This window comes from Rhizobacter sp. LjRoot28, from assembly GCF_964253025.1.
In the GTDB taxonomy this organism is placed as follows: domain Bacteria; phylum Pseudomonadota; class Gammaproteobacteria; order Burkholderiales; family Burkholderiaceae_C; genus Rhizobacter.
The window spans coordinates 1,183,697-1,201,802 of sequence record NZ_CAXUQC020000001.1 but is presented as its reverse complement, the minus strand read 5'-3'; the positions used below and the strand labels follow the sequence as shown (position 1 = coordinate 1,201,802).

Sequence of the window (18,106 nt, the reverse complement as noted above, 5' to 3'; positions counted from 1 at the left end):
ATGCGCTACGCCATCGTGATCCCCGTGCTGAACCAGCTGCGCTACACGCAGATGTGCGTCGAGAGCCTGCTGGCCGAACAGGTGCCGCCCGAGTCGCTGCTCGTGATCGACAACGCCAGCACCGACGAGACGCCCGCCTGGCTGGCCCAGCATCCCCACATCCCCCAGGTGCGCAACGCGGTGAACCTCGGTTGCGGCGGCGCCTGGACCCAGGGCGCCCTGCTCGCCTTGAACGCCGACTGGGTGGTGCTGCTCAACAACGACGTGATCGCCGGCCCGCGCGCCATCGACGCCATGCTGGACGCCGCCGAACGCGAAGGCCTGCAGGTGGTGAGCCCCGCCCTGCTGGAAGGCGACAACGACTACGACTTCGCCCAGTACGCCCCCGGCTTCCTTGCCAAGACGCGGGGCCTCGTGCGCCGCGACTGGTTCCACGGCGTGTGCTTCGCGGTGCACCGCTCGGTCTTCGAGCGCGTGGGGTTCCCCGACACCGAGCGCCAGCTGGGCGGCCACGAGGACAAGGAGTTCCTCATTCGCTGCAGGCGCAACGGCATTCCGGTGGGCACGGTGGGCGACGCCGTCTTCCACCACTTCGGCTCCATCACGCAGAAGGCGCTGAAGGAGGAGTCGCAGGCCAAACACCTGGGCGACCGCCACCTCTTCTACCGCAAGGTGGGCTTCGGCTGGCTCGCGCGCAAGCGCTACCGCGCGGCCGAGCGCAGCCGCACCCAGGCGGCCACGGCGGCCGAATGCGCCAAGACCGGCGGCGTCTCGCTGCACATGAACCGCGAGCAAGGCCAGTGGGTGCCGCATTGAGCGCCCCGACCGTCAGCGTCCTGCTGCTCACCTACAAGCAGGAAAGCCTGGTCGAAGCGGCCATCGCGGCGCTGCTCGCCCAGGACAGCGCGCCCTTCGAACTCGTCATCTCCGATGACGCGTCCCCCGACGACACCTTCGCCGTCATCCAGCGCGCCGTGGCCGGCTACACCGGCCCGCACACCATCATCACCCGCCGCAACGAGACCAACCTCGGCGTCGGCCCGCACCTCAATGCCGCGATGGCCGCAAGCCATGGCGAACTCATCGTGGCCGGCGCCGGCGACGACATCTGCGAACCGAACCGCGTGCGCGAGCTGCTGGTCGCCTGGGAGTCCACCGGCCGCCGCGCGGACCTCGTCACCTCCTTCGTGACCGACATGGACTACGGCGGCACGCTGCACGGCGTGAAGACCGTGGACGATCTCGCCCAGTGGAAGACGGCCGCCGACTGGCGCGAGCGCCGCCCCCACGTCATCGGCGCCGCCCACGCCTGGACGCGCCGCGTCTTCGACCGCTTCGGGCCGCTGCTGCCCGAAACCGTGCAGGAAGACCAGGTCATCACCTTCCGTGCGCTCGCCAGCGGCGGCGGCGTGCGCGTGCCAAAACCGCTGGTGCGCTACCGGCGCGGCGGCATGTCGGCCACCACGGGCCCGCAGAGCCCCGCCGACAAGCTCCAGCGCATGGCAGTGCAGAACCGGCGCCACCTCGCTGAGGTGCACCAGCTGCTGGCCGACGCGCGGCTGACCGACTGGCGCGAGACGGTCGAGCCCGAGCTCGCTGCGGAAGGCCGCAGGCAGGAATACCTGCGCGACTTGATCGCGGCGAAGGGCCTGCCTGCGCTGGTCCGTCGGCTGTTCAGCGGGCCGCCGGTACCGCTGTCGTGGCGTTGGCGGAAGTTCGTGGCCGTCGCAAGGGCGCGCGCCTGAAGTTCGGCGAACGGGCCGCGCCGGCCGGCGCCCGGCGGTGTAGCGGTTCCTTGCCACCAGTGTCTGAGAGATGCCCTCGACTTCTAAGGCACAGAGTCCGGTCGGAACGACCGCAATGCAGCGGAAGCGGTCGTTCCGGTCGACCGCTAACATCTCACCAATGAACTGCGAGTCCTCGGATACACCTCAACCTCTGAACTGCCTAGATGGAGCATCCATCACTAGGTGGGTTGGTTTGGAGATGGCTCTTGACGGCGGGAATGCCGTGGTAACCGATGAGACGGTCATCACCGGTTTCGCCGGCGACTCACCGGCTATTTGGGCTCATCCCGATGTGCCCTTCGGGCAGTTCTCGAGCATCTACCTCGAGACGGCTGACGGACTGCACTTCCATCTGGTCAGCGACGATGCGGTCGACCGCACGAATCGCTTGCTTCTTGTGAGAACGGCGCAAGCACCCGAACCGGTCCTCGAAGTACCTGGCAGGCTTTTTCGAACACGCTTGCTAGACCTGCCGACCGGTACAGCCAAGTTGTCGGTACATCGTGAAGGGCCCGGCGGAGCGGTCCTAGATGCCGCATTGGAAATAGGAGGCCAAGTGATACGGCTGCTCTGCGGGGAGGTGTACCCGCGCCAAGACGGATCGTTCGAACTCGTGACTCCCAACGAATCGGTTTTGGTTCAATTGAACGGGGTCCGCCCCTGACATCGGCGTCCCTTCTGGGAGGGAAGGACCGCTCTCAGCCGAGGCTGTGTGAAAACCCGCTCACGGCCCAAGCGGAAGGGTTCTAGAGTCGAGTCCCAGGTCAAGCCTGGGAGTCGACATGCCGCGATTCGTTGAAGGTCAGGATCGGCATCAGGTCACGTTGCTGCCTGAATGCCTTGATGACTTTGTGGCCGAGGACAATCCGGTCCGGGTGATCGAAGCCTTCATCGATGAACTGGACCTGGCCGGGCTCGGCTTCGATGGGACGCGGGCTGCCTCGACGGGGCGCCCCGGCTATCACCCGTCGGTTCTTCTGAAGATCTACCTCTACGGCTACATCAACCGCATTCAAAGCAGTCGCCGGTTGGAACGCGAGACCCAGCGGAACATCGAGCTGATGTGGCTGACCGGCCGCCTGGCGCCGGACTTCAAGACCATCGCGGACTTCCGACGCGACAACGGGCCCGGCATCCGCAACACCTGCCGCCGGTTCATCGAACTCTGCCGGCAGCTCAAGCTGTTTACGCAGGCGGTTGTCGCTGTCGACGGCAGCAAGTTCAAGGCGGTCAACTCGCGGGACCAGAACTTCACGGTCACGAAGATCCAAAGGCGGCGGGAGCAGCTTGAACAGCACATCGAGCGTTACCTCAGTGCGCTCGACACCGCCGATCGCGTCCAGGAGCCGGAGCTGGTGGCCAAGACGAAGCGCCTGAACGACAAGATCAAGTACCTGCGCCAGCAGATGCGTGAGCTCGACGCCATGGAGCTGCAAGTGAAGGCTCAGCCGGATGGGCAGATTTCAAAGACGGATCCCGATGCTCGGGCGATGAGCACCCACAGCAAGGTGACAGGCGTCGTTGGCTACAACGTGCAGGCCGCGGTCGATGCCGAGCATCACCTGATCGTCGCGCATGAGGTAACCAACGTCGGCAACGATCGAACACAACTGCATCCGATGGCCAAAGCGGCCAAGCAGGCCATGGGGCTCGAAGCCGTCGAGGCCCTCGGTGATCGTGGCTACTTCAACAGCGTGCAGATCAAGGCGTGCGACGACGATGGAATCGCCGCCACGGTGCCGAAGCCGATGACGTCCAACGCGAAGGCCGAGGGACGATTCCACAAGGGGGACTTCATCTACATCGCGAGTGACGACGAATACGTGTGCCCCGCTGGACAACGGGCAACATATCGCTTCACGCGGGACGAAGATGGCCTGAACATCCGCCGCTACTGGAGCGGCGCTTGCGCGGGTTGCCCCATCAAGCCGCAGTGCACGCCCAGCCCATACCGACGAATCAGTCGATGGGAACATGAGCACGTGGTCGAGGCGGTACAGCGCCGGATCGATCAGAATCCGATGGCGATGCGGGTTCGCAGGCAGACGGTAGAACACGTCTTCGGCACGCTCAAGCACTGGATGGGCTCGACCCACTTCCTGACGCGAACGCTGCGCAACGTCGGGACCGAGATGAGCCTGCATGTCCTGGCCTACAACTTCAAGCGAGTGCTCAGCATCCTCGGTATGACGAAGATGATGGCGGGGCTGCGCGCGGCCTCAGCATGAGGCTATAGACCGGTCTCCACGCTTTACCAAAGCTCAACGAGCCTGCGATTCCTTCGGAGCCTTCAGTCCGCGGAAGCGACGTCCAGGACCTCGGCACAGCGCGACCACTCCCCATGAGCCACGGCCGATGGGATACGCAGCGTTTTCACACGGCCTCAGCCTCAAGCCGCCGCTGGCAGTCGGGGCGGCTTTGCAGGAGGGAGTCGCCCCGGGTCTGCTGATCTAATGCTTCCCCAGCTAGTTAAGAATCTGTGCCCTATGACCCTAGGCGACGAGCACTTCAACGTATGCGTCCGGTGATGTCATCTTGACTGCGGTGGTCGCGCCCCTTGGGTCGATGACCTGACGTCTGTGCGCGTTGCGATACCATCCAATCATGAGCTACTACGTGCTTGGAATCGCTGAGGGGCCACTTGGTGAAGACCTTTCCCCGTTGTCGAACCAAACACGGGTGCCTCCACGTGCTCGATTTCTTGAGGGCTATCTCAATGAGATCGCTCCAGCGTTCCAGGAATTCTCCGACCGGGAGGAGGACATCCTGGGGCTTCACAGCTTTGCAAGCATCTCGCCCGATCAGGTGGAGCGTGCGAAGACCATCTGCGAACGGCTTAGGGTGTCGCTCTCTGCTAGGCCCGACTCTTGGAGAGTTCGTCTAGGCACGATCAAGTTTCCTGGCCAAGCAGAAAGGCCGTTTGAGCCGCTCGTGGTCAGGCGGCGCGCATTGGCGCTAATCGACAGAATCGAGCGGCTGCTTGATTCAGCCCAAAAATCAGGCGCAAGTCTCGTCTTTGCTGGTGGCGCCTGGTATGTCCCTCTTTGCGGAATCAAACTTCCCCCGGGCACGGTCCGCTATTCCTAGGGCGTACGGTGGCCTATTCATGGTGCATCTCCTATTCGGAGTATGCCGGTCGTGGGACGACGACCATCAAGAGTGGCTTGCTCCGCTTGCAGACGCCCAGCGATGTGGTAGTAGCTCTATAGCCCGACTCGACGGCTGCGTTGGCAAGCGCTCGAGCACGTCCTTAAGGTAGGCCCACGGGTCGAGTCCGTTGAGCCGAGCCGACTGGATCAAGCTCATTGCGGCTGCAGCCCTCTTGCCCGCACGCAAGCTCCCGGCGAACAACCAGTTGTTGCGCCCGAGCGCGATGGGCCGGAGGCGGTTCTCCGCCCAGTTGTTGTCCGCCGGCAGCGTGCCGTCGTCCAGGTAGCGCGTCAGCGCCGCCCACCGCCCGAGGCTGTAGTCGATGGTCTATTGGGGTCAGGTCTCCCTCGTTGCACGTGACCTTGCTTTACGTGAAACGCCGACCTCAGGGCCGAGGTCCGTGCAAGGAGGCCTCGCGTGCGCTCTGTGAAACGGACGTCTCGTGTCTGCCTTTGCTGAGGCGTAGCGTGCTACCGGTAGTCTTCTTCGCGCTGGTGACGCACGCCGAGAACCAGCACGGTCTCGGGCAGGATTTCGAAACGGGCGACGTAGCCGGTGGCGCCAAAGGGGATGATGAGTTCTCGCGTCGTGAGCGAAGCGCCGACACGGCGGAAGATGAATGGCGTGCGTGCAAGCTGATGATTGACCGCGTGTTCGATGGCGACGACCGCGAGGTCTGCGGCAGACAAGTCGTCGGCGGTCAGGGCGCGATCGAGCAGGAAGTCGTGCAAGCGCAGCAGGTCGGCACGGCCCGCCGCGCTCCAGCGAACGTCGAAGCTCACGTGCGGCCGGGTTGCAACTGCGCGCGCCGCGCCGCGGTGCGCTTGCGCAGTTCGTCCAGGACGTCGTCGCTGCTGTGGCTTTCGCCGGTGGCCAGGAAGTGTTTGAGCGAAGCGCTGCACCTTTCGTCGAAGTCGCGAAGGGCCTGGCGGTGCTCAACCGCCTGGCGCACGGCCGACTCGACGAAAGCCGAGAGGCTCTCGCCCTCGCCCAGGACGGCTTCGACGTTGGCGCGCAGTGCGGGCTCGATGCGGACTTGAGGCAAGACGGCGGACTTCATTCGCGAATTGTAGTGCGTTTGCGTTGCACACGCCGCCTTGAACGAGGCCCGCCGAGCGGGACACGGCCAACGCTCGACGGCCACCGGCGAAGGCGGCTCGTCCGCGCTGATGAATCGTCGACCCGCCTCCGCGCCGGTCTAGCCACAGCGCAGCGCGGATACCCGGGCGCCGGTATGCTCGCGTCGTCAGCCGGCCGCCCGAGCCGACTTCATCACCCCCAGACGTGAACGCTCCCCGTCCCCTGCCCTCACCTTCGAAGCGCCCGACCGCATGGCGCGCCTGAGCCACGTCTGGCGGCGAACGCGGGACGCCGTGCTGGGCACGCCCGGGCTCGGCGTGCTGCTGCTCGCTGTTCGCAACTACGTGCTGCACCAGAGCGCCAATCAGGCGGGGAGCATGGCGTTCTCGACGGTGTTGTCGATGTTCCCGCTGCTCCTGCTGCTGTCGGCCGGGGCGGCCTACATCGGTTCGCCGGGTGATGCGGCGGCGCTCGCCGGGCGGGTGGTCGACTACGCACCGCCGCTCGTGCGCAGTGCCCTGCAGCCGGTGGTCAATCAGGTGCTGGCGCAGCGCAGCCAGGCGCTGCTCGCCATCGGCCTGCTCGTCACGCTGTGGACGGCGTCGTCGGGCATGCAGGCGGTGCGCACCGCGCTGAACCGGTCCTATGGCATCGAGCGCGGCCTGCCCTTCTGGAAGGCCCGCCTCAAGGTGACGCTCTTCACGGTGGTGGTGGGCAGCGGCATCCTCGCCACGTTCAGCTCGGTCATCGTCATGCCGTACGTGTGGGAGGCGCTCGAGGCCAGCGTGGGCGCGGGTCGCGAGACGCTGTGGCTGCGCAACAGCGTGCGCTATGGTGCCGCTTTCGTCGTGCTGTCCGTGCTGTACGCCTTGCTGTACGGCTGGCTGCCCGACATCCCTCAGCGCCTGCGCACCGTGTTGCCGGGGGCCTTCGTCGGCGCCGCGCTGTGGGTGGGCTCCGCCGCCATGCTGTCGTACACCTTGCGCAGCGCGGGCAAGCTGGCACTCCTCTACGGCAGCTTCGCCGGTGTCGTCGCCACGCTGGTCTTCCTCTACATCAGCGCCACGACCTTGATCTACGGTGCCGAGGTGAACGCCGTCATCCGCGAGCGCTTGTTGCCGACGCCTGACCCTGCGTGAGGTGACCGGCCGGGTCGGATTTCCCCGACTCACAGCGGTCAGCCCGCCGCTCACCCGCCGTCCACAGGCGACTCCTCGTCCCGCCAATCGGCATTGATCAGGGCGAAGATCTCGTGGTCCTGCCACGCACCATCGATGTACAGGTAGTTGGCTGAACAGCCTTCGTGCACGAACCCGAGCCGCCGCAGCACGCGCTGGCTGGCAAGGTTGTCGGGCTGAACGGCCGCTTGCAGGCGATGCAGCCGGACGCCTGTGGCAAACACCTGCGCCACCACGGCCTGCAGCGCCTCGGTCATCAGGCCTTGCCCAAGCATCCGGGCGTCGAGGCCGTAGCCGAGGCTGGCGCTCTGGAACGGGCCCCGCTGCACCTGGGACACCTGGCATTGGCCGATCACCTCCGCCTGCGCGCCGGCGCAGAGCCAGTACCGCCAGGCCAGGCCGCCACCGAAGGCCACTCGCTCCTGCGCCAGTCGCGCGGACGTCGCTTCGAGCGTCAGATAGCCTGCGGGCCGCGGCGGCTCCCACGGTGCGAAGTGCCGGCCGTTGCGCGTGTGAAAGGCGGCGATGTCGGCGGCCAGGTCAGGGTGAGACGCGCGAAGCACCAGCCGCTCGGTGCGGATCTCCATTGGCGGTGAGCGATGACGGGCGACGAAGGCGGCTTGCATGCGGCCATTCTCCATGCCGCTCGTGTACGCTCGGTCTCCCGCCACCGTTGTTCCCCATCGCTTCCATGACCGCTTTCACCTGCGTGGCCACCGAGGTCCTCACCACCCACCAGAAGCCGGTCGGCTATGCGTACCGCACCGCGCCGGTGTCCCCGACGGACAGCGGCTGGCGCTTCCTCAGCGGCAGCGAAAGCGAGAAGTACATGAACCAGCCGACGCACTACATCACCTGCGTGCTGGCCGACTTCGCGGGCGAACACCCCGAGGTCGCGGCCCTGCTCGATCATCCTGCGGGCTCCGCCTTCGAACGCACCGGGGGCGACGGGGCCTTCGAGGCCGTTGCCCTGGACTGAAGCAGCGTCCCGCCCTCAGGCGGCCTGCGGCACATCGGCCGCAGCAGACGCCGCCGTGGCAGGCGGCACGCACTGGGCGACGTCGATGTCGCGGCCTCGCGCAAGAGGACACGGTTCGTTCAAGCGCGTGCGGAGTTCGTCGCGCAGCGCCACCAGTTCGTCGATGCGGGACTCGACCGTCTGCAACTGGGCCGTGATCATCTGACGGATCGCGGCATCACGCTCCGGTTCGGGAAGCTGGCCCAGGTCGGCCATCAGGGAGGCGATGCGCGACAGGCTCAGGCCGAGCCGCTGGCCGGTGCGCACGAGGCCGAGCAGGCGCACCGTCTGCTCGGGATATTCGCGATAGCCATTGGGCTGGCGGCGCGACTGGATGAGGCCCATCTTTTCGTACAGGCGCAAGGCGTCGTTGCTGAGGCCGGTGAGACGAGCGATTTCGCCGATGCGCATGGGGACTCCCGAGCGAAAGGATGGCCCGACGCGACGAGCGTGCATCGGGTGCGAAGCAAGCGCTTGACCCTGGACCATGGTCCAGGGTCTACGCTGGCCGAACTGTAAACCAGGACCAGCCCATGCCCCCATCCAACGTTCCCGTTTCCGCACAACGCCCTGTGGGCCGGCGCTCCCGCATCGCCGCCTTCGTCGTGCTCCTGACAAGCCTCGCCGCCACCGGTCTGACTGCCTGCGGACACGTGCCGGCGCCCACCTCGGCCCCGCCCGCCATGGCTGCCATTCCCACCGCCGCCGCGGCCTCGGGCGTCAGGTTCAGCATCATCCGCACCGCCCGAACGGCGGCGCGCGATGCGTTCACCTGGCAGGGCGGCAGCTGGACGCGCAGCGTGGTCGTCAACCACGTCGCCGTGCTCGTCGATCACCCGCGAGGCCGATTCCTGCTCGACAGCGGTCTCGGCACGCGCACGCCTGCGCACTTCGAGGCCGAGATGCCGTGGTGGCTCAAGCCCCTGATGCGCTTCGAGGGCCTGGACCCGGCGCGCAGCCAACTGGACGCCCGCGGGGAGCCGCCGGTCTCGCGCATCATCCTGACCCATGCCCATTGGGATCACCTGGCGGCGCTGCACGACTTTCCGGAAGCGGAGGTGTGGTTGCCGTCGGCCGAGCAGGCGCACGCGATGGCGGCCGAGCCGCCCGGCGTGCTGCCCGCGCAGCTGGGCCCGCCGGCGATCCGCTGGCGGACCTACGAGTTCGACGACCGCCGTTGGGGCCCCTTTGCGGGGAGCGTGGACCTCTTCGGCGACGGTACGGCGGTGCTGGTCCCGTTGTCGGGCCACACCCCCGGGTCCGCCGGCCTGCTGCTGACGGTGGCCTCCGGCAAGCGCTACTTCTTCATCGGCGACACCGTCTGGCGTCATGACGCGATCACGCAGCAGGCGCCCAAACCACCGCTGGCCAGCCGCATCGTCGACCATGACCGGCCCGCCACCCTGGACACCGTGCGCTTCCTGCACGCGCTGCAGCAGGCCCACCCCGACCTGACCCTCGTGCCCGCGCATGACGCCTCGGTCCACGACCGCCTGGGCTACTACCCGGAGTGGGTTCGCTAAGTCTCACGCTGCAAGACAGGCCGTGGCCCCGCGCGGACCAGGGGCTTGTGGCGGCAGGGGTGAGCAAACGCGATCACGCAACTCATAATGTTGCATGAAAAGAGACAGCCGACTTTCCGGCGTGCTGCATGTGCTCCTGCACATGGCCGAGCACGACGGCCCCTCCACCTCCGAGTCCCTGGCCTTGGCGATGCACACCAACCCGGTGGTCATCCGCCGGCTCATGGCCGGGCTGCGCCAGGCCGGCTTCGTCGACTCCGCCAAGGGTCACGGCGGCGGGTGGGTCATTGCCTGCCGACTGGCCGACGTGACCCTGCGCGACGTGCACCTGGCGCTCGGCTCTCCGCCCCTGCTGGCGCTCGGGCACCGCGACCCCGGCTCGTCATGCCTCGTGGAGCAGGCGGTGAACGCCGCCCTGGAAGACGCTTTCGCCGAGGCGGAAGCCACCCTGCTCCGGCGCCTGGGCGACGTCACGCTGGCCGCGCTGTCTGCCGACTTCCATCGCCGCCTGCTCGCGCGCGGCTCAACTCCGGAGCACCAGCACCATGCCCATTGAATTCGACATCCTCATCGTCGGCGGCAGCTTCGCCGGCCTGTCCGCCGCGTTGCAAGTGGCCCGTGCCCGCAGGCAAGTCGCGGTGGTGGATGCCGGCCGGCGCCGCAATCGCTTCGCCGCCACGTCGCATGGCTTCCTCGGCCAGGACGGTCGCCCGCCCGGCGACATCGTGGCCGACGCACGGGCCCAGCTGCTCGCCTACCCGACCGTGCAATGGATCGAAGGCGCCGCCACGCAGGCTCGTGCCCTCGACGACGGTTTCCAGGTGAGCGTACCGGGCCGCGAGCCGCTGCAGGCAAGGCGCATCGTCCTCGCCACCGGCGTGGTCGATGAACTGCCCGAGGTCGAGGGTCTCGCGGAACGCTGGGGCCGCAGCGTCTTTCACTGCCCGTACTGCCATGGCTACGAACTCGGCAGCGGACGCATCGGCGTGCTGGCGGCCGGACCGATGTCGGTGCACCAGGCGATGCTCCTGCCGGACTGGGGCGCGACGACCCTCATCGGCATCGGCGACTTCCTGCCCGACGATGCGGCATGCGAAGCGCTCGCCCGGCGTGGCGTTGTCATCGAACGCGCGCCCGTGCGCCGCGTGACAGGCGAGGCCACGGTCGAGCTCGCCGACGGGCGCCAGCTTGCCTTCGACGGTCTCTTCACCCTCACCCGCACCCGCATGGCCAGCAGCCTGCCCGAGCAACTGGGCTGCGCCTTCGACGAAGGTCCGGTCGGCCCCTTCGTGCGGCGCAGCGAGACCTTCGAGACCAGCGTCCCCGGCGTCTTCGCCTGCGGGGATGCCGCGAGGCCGTTCGGCAACGTCGCGGTGGCCGTGGGCGACGGTGCCATGGTGGGCGCGGCAGCGCACCGCTCGCTCGTGTTCACCAGCTGACGGCGAGGGCCGGCGCACTTTTTTTTCGAATGCTTGTCAGGAATCGGTCCTGGCTCCGACTTGATCACCGTGCACGTCTTGCTGCACGCCATGTCGGAGCCACTTCCATGAACCTGAAATCCATCGCCGCGCTTGCCGCCACCCTCATCGCCACCTCCGCCTGGGCGGAGCAGCCTGCCGACCAGAAGTGCGGTGCCGGCACCTGCGGCAAGAAGGAGGCCGGCGCCCGGGCGGACGGCAAGAAGCCCGCCGCCGCACGAGACGCCATGGCCTCGAAGAAGGATGCCGCCTGCTCGAAGAAGGAGGCCGGGTGCGCCAAGAAGGACGCCGGCTGCTCGAAGAAGGAAGGCGGCTGCAGCAAGAAGGACGCGGCGCCCAAGGCCGACGGCGCAGCCAGCAAGCCCTGAGCGGGCCGGACCGGCATGACGGGGCTGGGCTACCGCCGCGAGATGGCGGACTGGGACATGTCGGCGGTGGACGCCGACTTCTTCGAGGTCGCACCCGAGAACTGGCTGCGCCGCGACCGGGCGCCCCTGCACGCCTTGCGCGCGTCGGGCCGGGCCGTGCACCTGCACGGCGTGACGCTCAACCTCGGCGGCCAGTCCGCCCCGGACCCCGCCTACCTTGCCGCCTTGCGGTCCCTGCTCGACGAGCTGGAAACCGAGCACTGCTCCGACCACCTGGCGGCCAGCGGCGACGCCCACCAGCTGCACGACCTCTTCCCCGTGCCCTTCACCCAGGCCGAGGTGCAGCGGGTGGCCGACCGCATCAGCCGGGTGCAGGACGCCCTCGGCCGGCGCATCGCGGTGGAGAACACCACCTGGTACACCAACACCGGCGATCTGCCGGAACCGGCCTTTCTCATGGCGGTGGCGGAGCGCGCGGACTGCCAGATCCTCCTCGACCTCAACAACATCGATGTCAACCACAAGAACCACGGCCGCTGCCCGCTGCCCGACTTCCTGGCCGCCATCGACTTCCGCCGCGTCGCCTACCTGCATGTGGCCGGCCACGAGTACGACGAGCGCTTCGGCCTGCATGTCGACACCCACAGCCAGCCCGTGCCACCGCCCACCGCCGCCGAGGCGCGCCACCTCGCGCAGCAGCACGGTCTTCCCGTGCTGCTGGAGTGGGACCACGACCTGCCCGACCTCGCCACCCTCAACCGGGAACTCGCATGCCTTCGGCCGACTTCTTCGCCTACGTGAGGGGCACGAGCGAGGCCGTGCCGGCCGGCCACACGGAGGCCGGCATGCGGCTCTACCGTCACCTGGTGCACCTCGGTGCACGGCAGGTGCTGGAGGCGCACTTTCCCGACCTGCCCGACCGGCTCGGCGCGGAGGCCTGGCAGGCCCTCGTGGCCGGCTTCGTGCGCCAGTCCGCCTGGACCTCCCCCTTCTGCGCAGACCTGACCGATGACTTCCTCGCCTACCTCGAACGTGAACGCGCCTGAACCCACCGGCGCCCTGCGGCAGCTGGCACGCAACCTCGACGCGCACCTGCGCGACCTCGGCCTGCTGGCCTTGCGCCTCTGGGCCGCCCAGGAATTCATGCTGGCGGGATGGACGAAGCTGCAAGGCGGAACGCAGGCGCCCGCGTGGTTCCGCGCCCTCGACTTCCCCGCCCTGGTGGCCTGGCTCCCGGTGGATGCCAACTGGGTTGCCGCGGGTGCCGGCGAACTCGTGCTGGGTGCGGCGTTGCTGGTGGGGCTCGGCGCGCGCCTCGCAGCCGCCGGCCTGCTCTTCATCACCTGGGTGGCTGTCCATACCGTTCACTTCGACCTCGGCTGGAGCGGTTGGAACCAGATCGAGACCGAGGCCGGGCTCGGCTTCAAGGTGCCGCTGATGCTGGCGGTGATGCTGGTGGCGATCGTCACGCAGGGCGGCGGACAATACGCCCTCGATCGCTGGCGTGCCGAGCGACGCCGTCGCACCGCTCACACGCCGCCGATGCCATGAACGCCCCGCTTCCCCTCGCGCACTGGACCCTCGAATGGCGGGGCGCCATGCTGCGCTTCGCCCGACTTCACCTGCAGCCCCGCGAAGACGCGGAGGACGCCGTGCAGGATGCCCTGGCCGCGGCCTTGTCGGCCGACGCCGAGGTGGTGGCCCAGGCCGGCCCCAAGCGCTACCTGTTCGGCATCCTGAAGCACAAGATCACCGACCGGCTGCGCATGAAGTACCGTCCGGAGGTGAGCTATGCGGAAGCCTTCCACGACGACCTCGACGACGTGTTGTTCAACGCGCGAGGGCACTGGGCGGAGGGCGTGGCGCCGAGCACCTGGGCCGCCCCGGAGTCCCGGCTTCAAACCGAGCAGTTCTTCGTGGTCGTCGACCTGTGCGTGCACCGCCTGGCGCCCAAGCCGGCCAGGGTGTTCAGCATGAAGGAGTTTCTCGAATGCGAGGCCGAGGAGATCTGCGGCACGCTGGGCCTCACGCGGGCTGACTACTGGCAGTGCATGAGCCGGGCGCGCAAGCAGATCCAGCTGTGCCTCAACGAACGCTGGTTCACGGAAGGACCCTCATGCTGACCTGCAGGCAATACATCTTCGAGCTCACCTCCGGGCGGCTTGCCGAGGCGACCGGCGTGGCGCGGTTCTGGGGCACGCAACACCGCCTCATGTGCCGCCGCTGCCGCGCCTTCACGCGCAATGACCAACAGCTCGACGGCATCCTGGCCGGCTACCGCGACCACCTCCAACGCCCCCAGGGCAAGGACGAGCACGACTGAGCTCGCGTGCCTTGCGCGCGGTCAGCGCGCTTTCAGATGGGTGGCCAGCTGGTCCAGCGTGCCGCCATAGCCTTGTTCGAGCGATGGATGCAGCGCAAGGAAGAAGGCGCGCTCGGCCTCGTTCTCGCCGAACGGCACGGCGCGCAGGCGAACGGTGGTGCGCCCGGGGCGATCCTCCCTGAAGGTGACGGTGTTCAGGATCTCGAGCGGGCAGTCGGGGCTGAAGGGTGCACGGGTGATGCCGCAGCGCTCGTTCGAGAACGAATTGAGCCATTCGATGCGTTCGGGCTGAGCAATGTCGCGGTAGTTGAAGCGGCCCCACATCGGAGGCGCCCCGTCGAAGCGCATCTCGTAGTGGAAGAACCCGCCCGGGCGGAACTCGAGGCGGTGCACCTGCACCTTGCATCCGGCGGGGCCCCACCACTGCGCGAGGTGCTCGGCATCGGTCCATGCCGTCCAGACGTCGGCGCGGGATGCGGCGAACTCCCGCTCCAGCGTGAAGGCGAGGGAACGGGCGGCGGCGGTGGCCGCGGAATCGATGCTGGATTCAGGTGTCATGGTGAGTTCCTTTCTGGGGCGCAGGACGGGTGAGTCGCGACAGGCCGAGCTCGGCGCTCTTCAGCGAAACGGCCGGCTCAGGTACCGGGAGCGCGCCTCGCCAAAGCGCCAGGGTCGCTCCACCGCTTTCGAAATGCCGATGCGCGGGCCGCATTGCACCTCGCACGGACCGGGCGCCGTCTGCAGTTCGAACGGCGGCTCGGCGATCGAGTGGCCGTCGAGCGCCCGGGTCACGCCGAGGGCCTGGGCCACCCGGCCCGGGCCGGAACACAGCAGGCGGGGATCCTCGAGGCCGCGCCGCTGGCGCATGGTGTCGAGCCCGGCCGTGGGCTCGATGGCGCGGATCAGCACACCCGCCCCATGGCCTGCCTCGCGGCACACGAGGTTGAGGCACCAGTGGATGCCATAGGAACGATAGACATAGGCGTGCGCCGGGGGGCCGAACATGGACGCGTTGCGGGGCGTGAGTCCGCCGAAGGTGTGCGAGGCCTCGTCTTCGGCGTCGTAGGCCTCGGTTTCCACGATGCGCCCGCCCACCCCGTCGACCAGCAGCACCGCGCCGATCAAGGCCCGGGCGACGTCGATGGAGGGCGCGCTGAAATCAATGCCGGCCAGCTGGGTCATCGCCGCACTCTAGCGTGCGGGCCGCGGGTTCGCCGCCGCGGGGTGATGGTGCGCGGCACGACGGCGTGGCTGGCACCGAACCTGCAAGCGTGCGACCCGCGCCCCGCGATGGGGCGCACGACGGCGCCATCGCTGCGCCATCGCATTCCCACCCACCATTGAGGACCACCGAATGAGCCGCCTGGACGTCACCGAGAAGATCATCGCCACCAAGGTGGCCAAGGGAATGAAGTGGGCCGACGTGGCCGCCCGCGTGGGCCTCAGCAAGGAATGGGTGACGGCCGCCTGCCTCGGGCAGATGACGCTGGACGCGGAACAGGCCGGGGTGCTCGCCGAGATGTTCGACCTCACCGATGCCGAGAAGCGCTGGCTGATGGTCGTGCCCTACAAGGGCTCGCTGCCCACGACCGTGCCGACCGATCCACTCATCTACCGTTTCCACGAACTGGTGAGCGTGTACGGCACCACCTTCAAGGAACTGATCCACGAGGAGTTCGGCGACGGCATCATGAGCGCCATCGACTTCAAGATGGACCTCAAGCGTGAGGCGCACCCGGCGGGCGACCGGGTGAGCATCACGATGTCCGGCAAGTTCCTGCCGTACAAGACCTACTGAGGCGCGCGTCAGACCATGCCGCCGTTGGCGCGCAGGGTCTGGCCGTTGACCCAGCCGCCGTCCGGGCCGACGAGAAAGGCCACGACCGAGGCGATGTCCTCCGGCTCGCCCAGGCGCTCGAGCGGTGCCGCCTGCGCCAGCCGGGCCACGGCCTCGTCGGACTTGCCGTCGAGGAACATCTCCGTCGAGGTGGGCCCGGGGGCCACCGCGTTCACCGTGATGCGGCGACCGCGCAGCTCCTTGGCGAGGATGGAGGTCATCGTCTCCACCGCGGCCTTGGTGCCGGCGTAGGCGCCATAGCCGGCAAAGGCGACACCGACGACACTGCTGGACAAGTTGACGATGCGTCCTCCGTCCGCGATGCGGAGCGCCGCCTCGCGCATCACGTTGAAGGCGCCCTTGAAGTTGACGGCCACGGTGCGGTCGAAGTCGGCATCGCTCATCGTCGCCACCGTGGGCAGCCCCGGCACCATGACACCGGCGTTGTTCACCACGACGTCGATTCGCCCGTGCCGGGCCATGACGGCTTCGAACATCTCCCGGACCTGCGCCGGGTCTGCGACGTCGGCGCGCACGGCGAACGCACGGCCGCCTTCGGCCTCGATGGCCTGTACGACCGACCGTGCATCCGCCTCACGGCCGGCGTAGTTGACGGCGACGGCATGGCGTTGGGCCGCGAGCCGGCGCGCGATGGCCGCACCGATGCCGCGGCTGGCGCCGGTGACGATGGAGGAAACGAGGGGTTGGGTGGTGTTCATGTGAGGCTCCTTGTTGATGCCTCAATTCTTCGCGCCGTCGCCCTTCCGATAAAGCGTCACCCGTCGGCTTTACCATTCCATCCCACCCAACAATCACCCTCACAGGAGCGCCATGGACCGGCTCGATGCCATGCGGGTGCTGCTGCGTGTTGCCGAACTCGGCAGCTTCACGCGCGCCGCCGACGAACTGCAACTGCCCCGCGCGACCGTCACCCACACCGTCCAGGCGCTCGAGCAGCACCTGGGGGTTCGCCTGCTCAACCGCACCACCCGCCACGTTGGCGCGACGCCCGATGGCGAGGAGTTCCTGCAGCACTGCCGGCAGTTACTCGCCAGCTGGCATGAGATGGAAGAAGCCTTCCGGGGTGGACAGGACGGCCCCCGCGGCAAGTTGCGGGTGGACCTGCAAGGCTCGCTGGCCCAGCACTTCCTGTTGCCTCGGCTGGGCGAGTTCCTCAGCCGGCATCCGCACGTCCAGCTCGACATCGGCCTGGGCGAGCGCCTGGTCGACCTGGTGCGCGAGCGGGTGGACTGCGTCCTGCGCAGCGGCCCGAGCCCGGACTCCTCCCTCGTCGCGCGCCGGGTGGCCGTGCTGCCGCAACTCACCTGCGCGAGCCCCGCCTACCTCGCGCGCCATGGCGTCCCTGCGGATCCCGCGCACCTCGACGGCCACCAGGCCGTCAACTTCGCCAGCGGCACCGGGCGCCTGCATCCGTTCGAGTTCATGCAGGACGGGCGGCTCATCACCCTTGCCTTGCCGGGGCGCGTCACCGTGTCGAATGCGGAGGCCTACGTGCAGTGCTGCGAAGCGGGCGCGGGCCTGATCCAGCTGCCGCGGTACCACGTGGAAGAGGCACTGGAGGCGGGCCGCCTGGTGGAGGTGCTGCCGGATCACGCGCCGCCGGCGCGAACGGTGTCCGTCATGTACGCCCAGCACCGCGAAGCTTCACCGGCGCTGCGTGCCTTCATCGAGTGGGTGGCGGAATGCCTGGCGCCTCTGCGCGATGGCCCGCCCGAGCGGGTCCTCATCGCGAAGGGCGCCACGCCCAAGCCGAAGTCGCCTGATGCAAGGCCGGCGCGCGGGGCTGCTGTCACCGCGCCGGCGCGCAAGCGGTCGTCGACCGCGCCAAGCGCCTGAGCCTGAGGGAGCCGCCAACCGAGGCGGTCAGCCCGTGCGCGGGGGCAGTTCCACCCGCGGCGATGCGGGATGGGTCGCTTCGAAACGCTCCTGGCAAGTGATGCAGCGAGCTGCCGCCGGCTGCGCCTCCAGACGCGCCTCGGGGATCGACACGCCGCAGTCGACGCACTGACCGAAGCTGCCATCGGCCAACCGCTCGCGCGCGGCATCGATGGCCCGGAGCTCCTCGATGTCGCGCTGGCGCTCGGCATGGCGCACGGCACCCCGCGTGAGTTCCTCGGCGATCTCGCCCATGTCGTCCACCTGGCTCAGCGTGACGGCGCTCGGCGTGTCGGTCTGCTCCTGCCCGACCGTGCGAACCTCTTCCTGGAGTTCGGCCTCGCGGGCATCCAGCCGGGCCTGCCAGCGTGCGGCGTCCTGCGGGCTCATCGTCTGCTCGTCCATGGCGTTCCTTTCCGTGAGAACTGACATCGGTCCTCCTTCGGCAAGCGACATGCCATGCGGCAG

The 18,106-nt window shown here is 68.2% G+C and carries 25 protein-coding genes and 1 pseudogene; 17 read left to right on the top strand and 9 right to left on the bottom strand.

The window, feature by feature from the left end; genetic code table 11:
- The 4 genes from ACSQ2F_RS05695 to ACSQ2F_RS05680 all read left to right on the top strand — a co-directional run bounded on the left by ACSQ2F_RS05695 (window position 1) and on the right by ACSQ2F_RS05680 (window position 4,874).
- Window positions 1-816 (top strand): glycosyltransferase family 2 protein, encoded by an 816-nt coding sequence (locus tag ACSQ2F_RS05695; protein WP_436020664.1) that lies wholly within the window; start codon window positions 1-3, stop codon window positions 814-816.
- Window positions 813-1,745, top strand: coding sequence for a glycosyltransferase family 2 protein (locus ACSQ2F_RS05690; protein WP_436020662.1), 933 nt, complete (start codon window positions 813-815; stop codon window positions 1,743-1,745). The genes ACSQ2F_RS05695 and ACSQ2F_RS05690 overlap by 4 nt, the downstream gene beginning before the upstream one ends.
- An 824-nt stretch (window positions 1,746-2,569) precedes the next feature.
- Window positions 2,570-4,015 carry an IS1182 family transposase gene (locus ACSQ2F_RS05685; protein ID WP_436020660.1) on the top strand — a complete coding sequence of 482 codons (1,446 nt, stop codon included), beginning with the start codon at window positions 2,570-2,572 and terminating at the stop codon, window positions 4,013-4,015.
- Window positions 4,016-4,391: 376 nt separating this feature from the next.
- The gene (locus tag ACSQ2F_RS05680) at window positions 4,392-4,874 is read left to right on the top strand and encodes a hypothetical protein (RefSeq protein WP_436020658.1); all 483 of its coding nucleotides are present in this window, start codon (window positions 4,392-4,394) and stop codon (window positions 4,872-4,874) included.
- Between the two features lie 66 nt (window positions 4,875-4,940).
- Here ACSQ2F_RS05680 and ACSQ2F_RS05675 read toward each other — a convergent pair.
- The 3 genes and pseudogenes from ACSQ2F_RS05675 to ACSQ2F_RS05665 all read right to left on the bottom strand — a co-directional run.
- A pseudogene (locus tag ACSQ2F_RS05675) lies at window positions 4,941-5,261 on the bottom strand (IS66 family transposase); the annotation flags it as partial.
- A 146-nt stretch (window positions 5,262-5,407) separates the two neighbouring features.
- Complete coding sequence (locus tag ACSQ2F_RS05670; RefSeq protein WP_436020656.1) at window positions 5,408-5,719, bottom strand: type II toxin-antitoxin system RelE/ParE family toxin; 312 nt, start codon at window positions 5,717-5,719, stop codon at window positions 5,408-5,410.
- Window positions 5,716-5,997, bottom strand: a complete 282-nt coding sequence (locus tag ACSQ2F_RS05665) for a YlcI/YnfO family protein (RefSeq protein ID WP_436020654.1) — start codon at window positions 5,995-5,997, stop codon at window positions 5,716-5,718. The genes ACSQ2F_RS05670 and ACSQ2F_RS05665 overlap by 4 nt, the downstream gene beginning before the upstream one ends.
- Before the next feature lie 271 nt (window positions 5,998-6,268).
- Between ACSQ2F_RS05665 and ACSQ2F_RS05660 the strand changes: the two genes are divergently transcribed.
- The gene (locus tag ACSQ2F_RS05660) at window positions 6,269-7,156 is read left to right on the top strand and encodes a YihY/virulence factor BrkB family protein (protein ID WP_436020652.1); all 888 of its coding nucleotides are present in this window, start codon (window positions 6,269-6,271) and stop codon (window positions 7,154-7,156) included.
- Window positions 7,157-7,206: 50 nt separating this feature from the next.
- On the opposite strand, the gene ACSQ2F_RS05655 is transcribed toward ACSQ2F_RS05660, so the two are convergent.
- Window positions 7,207-7,821, bottom strand: a complete 615-nt coding sequence (locus ACSQ2F_RS05655; protein ID WP_436020650.1) for a GNAT family N-acetyltransferase — start codon at window positions 7,819-7,821, stop codon at window positions 7,207-7,209.
- Between the two features lie 65 nt (window positions 7,822-7,886).
- Between ACSQ2F_RS05655 and ACSQ2F_RS05650 the strand changes: the two genes are divergently transcribed.
- On the top strand, window positions 7,887-8,174 hold the full coding sequence (locus ACSQ2F_RS05650; protein WP_436020648.1) for an immunity protein Imm33 domain-containing protein: 288 nt from the start codon (window positions 7,887-7,889) through the stop codon (window positions 8,172-8,174).
- 15 nt (window positions 8,175-8,189) lie between these two features.
- Here the strand turns inward: ACSQ2F_RS05650 and ACSQ2F_RS05645 are convergent, their stop codons facing one another.
- The gene (locus ACSQ2F_RS05645) at window positions 8,190-8,624 is read right to left on the bottom strand and encodes a MerR family DNA-binding transcriptional regulator (RefSeq protein ID WP_436020646.1); all 435 of its coding nucleotides are present in this window, start codon (window positions 8,622-8,624) and stop codon (window positions 8,190-8,192) included.
- A gap of 122 nt (window positions 8,625-8,746) precedes the next feature.
- Here ACSQ2F_RS05645 and ACSQ2F_RS05640 point away from each other — a divergent pair, with 122 nt between their 5' ends.
- The 9 genes from ACSQ2F_RS05640 (at window position 8,747) to ACSQ2F_RS05600 (ending at window position 13,905) form a co-directional block, all read left to right on the top strand.
- Window positions 8,747-9,736 carry an MBL fold metallo-hydrolase gene (locus ACSQ2F_RS05640; protein WP_436020644.1) on the top strand — a complete coding sequence of 330 codons (990 nt, stop codon included), beginning with the start codon at window positions 8,747-8,749 and terminating at the stop codon, window positions 9,734-9,736.
- A gap of 94 nt (window positions 9,737-9,830) precedes the next feature.
- The gene (locus ACSQ2F_RS05635) at window positions 9,831-10,292 is read left to right on the top strand and encodes an Rrf2 family transcriptional regulator (protein ID WP_436020642.1); all 462 of its coding nucleotides are present in this window, start codon (window positions 9,831-9,833) and stop codon (window positions 10,290-10,292) included.
- A complete protein-coding gene (locus ACSQ2F_RS05630) occupies window positions 10,282-11,175 on the top strand; it encodes an NAD(P)/FAD-dependent oxidoreductase (protein ID WP_436020640.1) in 894 nt (297 codons plus the stop codon). Before ACSQ2F_RS05635 ends, ACSQ2F_RS05630 begins: the two co-directional genes overlap by 11 nt.
- Window positions 11,176-11,282: 107 nt before the next feature.
- Window positions 11,283-11,582: a hypothetical protein gene (locus tag ACSQ2F_RS05625; protein ID WP_436020638.1), complete on the top strand. Its 300-nt coding sequence runs from the start codon at window positions 11,283-11,285 to the stop codon at window positions 11,580-11,582.
- A gap of 15 nt (window positions 11,583-11,597) precedes the next feature.
- On the top strand, window positions 11,598-12,383 hold the full coding sequence (locus ACSQ2F_RS05620; RefSeq protein WP_436020636.1) for a DUF692 domain-containing protein: 786 nt from the start codon (window positions 11,598-11,600) through the stop codon (window positions 12,381-12,383).
- Entirely contained in the window at window positions 12,353-12,628 is a 276-nt protein-coding gene (locus ACSQ2F_RS05615) for an HvfC/BufC family peptide modification chaperone (protein ID WP_436020634.1), read from the top strand. Before ACSQ2F_RS05620 ends, ACSQ2F_RS05615 begins: the two co-directional genes overlap by 31 nt.
- Window positions 12,591-13,133, top strand: coding sequence for a DoxX family protein (locus ACSQ2F_RS05610; protein WP_436020632.1), 543 nt, complete (start codon window positions 12,591-12,593; stop codon window positions 13,131-13,133). Before ACSQ2F_RS05615 ends, ACSQ2F_RS05610 begins: the two co-directional genes overlap by 38 nt.
- Window positions 13,130-13,705, top strand: coding sequence for a sigma-70 family RNA polymerase sigma factor (locus tag ACSQ2F_RS05605; RefSeq protein WP_436020630.1), 576 nt, complete (start codon window positions 13,130-13,132; stop codon window positions 13,703-13,705). The genes ACSQ2F_RS05610 and ACSQ2F_RS05605 overlap by 4 nt, the downstream gene beginning before the upstream one ends.
- Window positions 13,699-13,905, top strand: a complete 207-nt coding sequence (locus tag ACSQ2F_RS05600) for a hypothetical protein (protein ID WP_436020628.1) — start codon at window positions 13,699-13,701, stop codon at window positions 13,903-13,905. The genes ACSQ2F_RS05605 and ACSQ2F_RS05600 overlap by 7 nt, the downstream gene beginning before the upstream one ends.
- A 21-nt stretch (window positions 13,906-13,926) precedes the next feature.
- Here the strand turns inward: ACSQ2F_RS05600 and ACSQ2F_RS05595 are convergent, their stop codons facing one another.
- Window positions 13,927-14,463 carry an SRPBCC family protein gene (locus tag ACSQ2F_RS05595; RefSeq protein WP_436020626.1) on the bottom strand — a complete coding sequence of 179 codons (537 nt, stop codon included), beginning with the start codon at window positions 14,461-14,463 and terminating at the stop codon, window positions 13,927-13,929.
- Window positions 14,464-14,523: 60 nt separating this feature from the next.
- Complete coding sequence (locus ACSQ2F_RS05590; RefSeq protein ID WP_436020624.1) at window positions 14,524-15,087, bottom strand: DNA-3-methyladenine glycosylase; 564 nt, start codon at window positions 15,085-15,087, stop codon at window positions 14,524-14,526.
- Between the two features lie 172 nt (window positions 15,088-15,259).
- On the opposite strand from ACSQ2F_RS05590, the gene cynS reads away from it, so the two are divergent.
- Window positions 15,260-15,703 (top strand): cyanase, encoded by a 444-nt coding sequence (cynS, locus tag ACSQ2F_RS05585; protein ID WP_436020622.1) that lies wholly within the window; start codon window positions 15,260-15,262, stop codon window positions 15,701-15,703.
- An 8-nt stretch (window positions 15,704-15,711) separates the two neighbouring features.
- On the opposite strand, the gene ACSQ2F_RS05580 is transcribed toward cynS, so the two are convergent.
- Window positions 15,712-16,461: an SDR family oxidoreductase gene (locus ACSQ2F_RS05580; protein WP_436020620.1), complete on the bottom strand. Its 750-nt coding sequence runs from the start codon at window positions 16,459-16,461 to the stop codon at window positions 15,712-15,714.
- Window positions 16,462-16,573: 112 nt separating this feature from the next.
- Here ACSQ2F_RS05580 and ACSQ2F_RS05575 point away from each other — a divergent pair, with 112 nt between their 5' ends.
- Window positions 16,574-17,599: a LysR family transcriptional regulator gene (locus tag ACSQ2F_RS05575; protein ID WP_436020618.1), complete on the top strand. Its 1,026-nt coding sequence runs from the start codon at window positions 16,574-16,576 to the stop codon at window positions 17,597-17,599.
- Between the two features lie 27 nt (window positions 17,600-17,626).
- Here ACSQ2F_RS05575 and ACSQ2F_RS05570 read toward each other — a convergent pair whose 3' ends face one another.
- Window positions 17,627-18,070, bottom strand: coding sequence for a TraR/DksA family transcriptional regulator (locus ACSQ2F_RS05570; protein WP_436020616.1), 444 nt, complete (start codon window positions 18,068-18,070; stop codon window positions 17,627-17,629).
- Window positions 18,071-18,106: the final 36 nt, after the last annotated feature.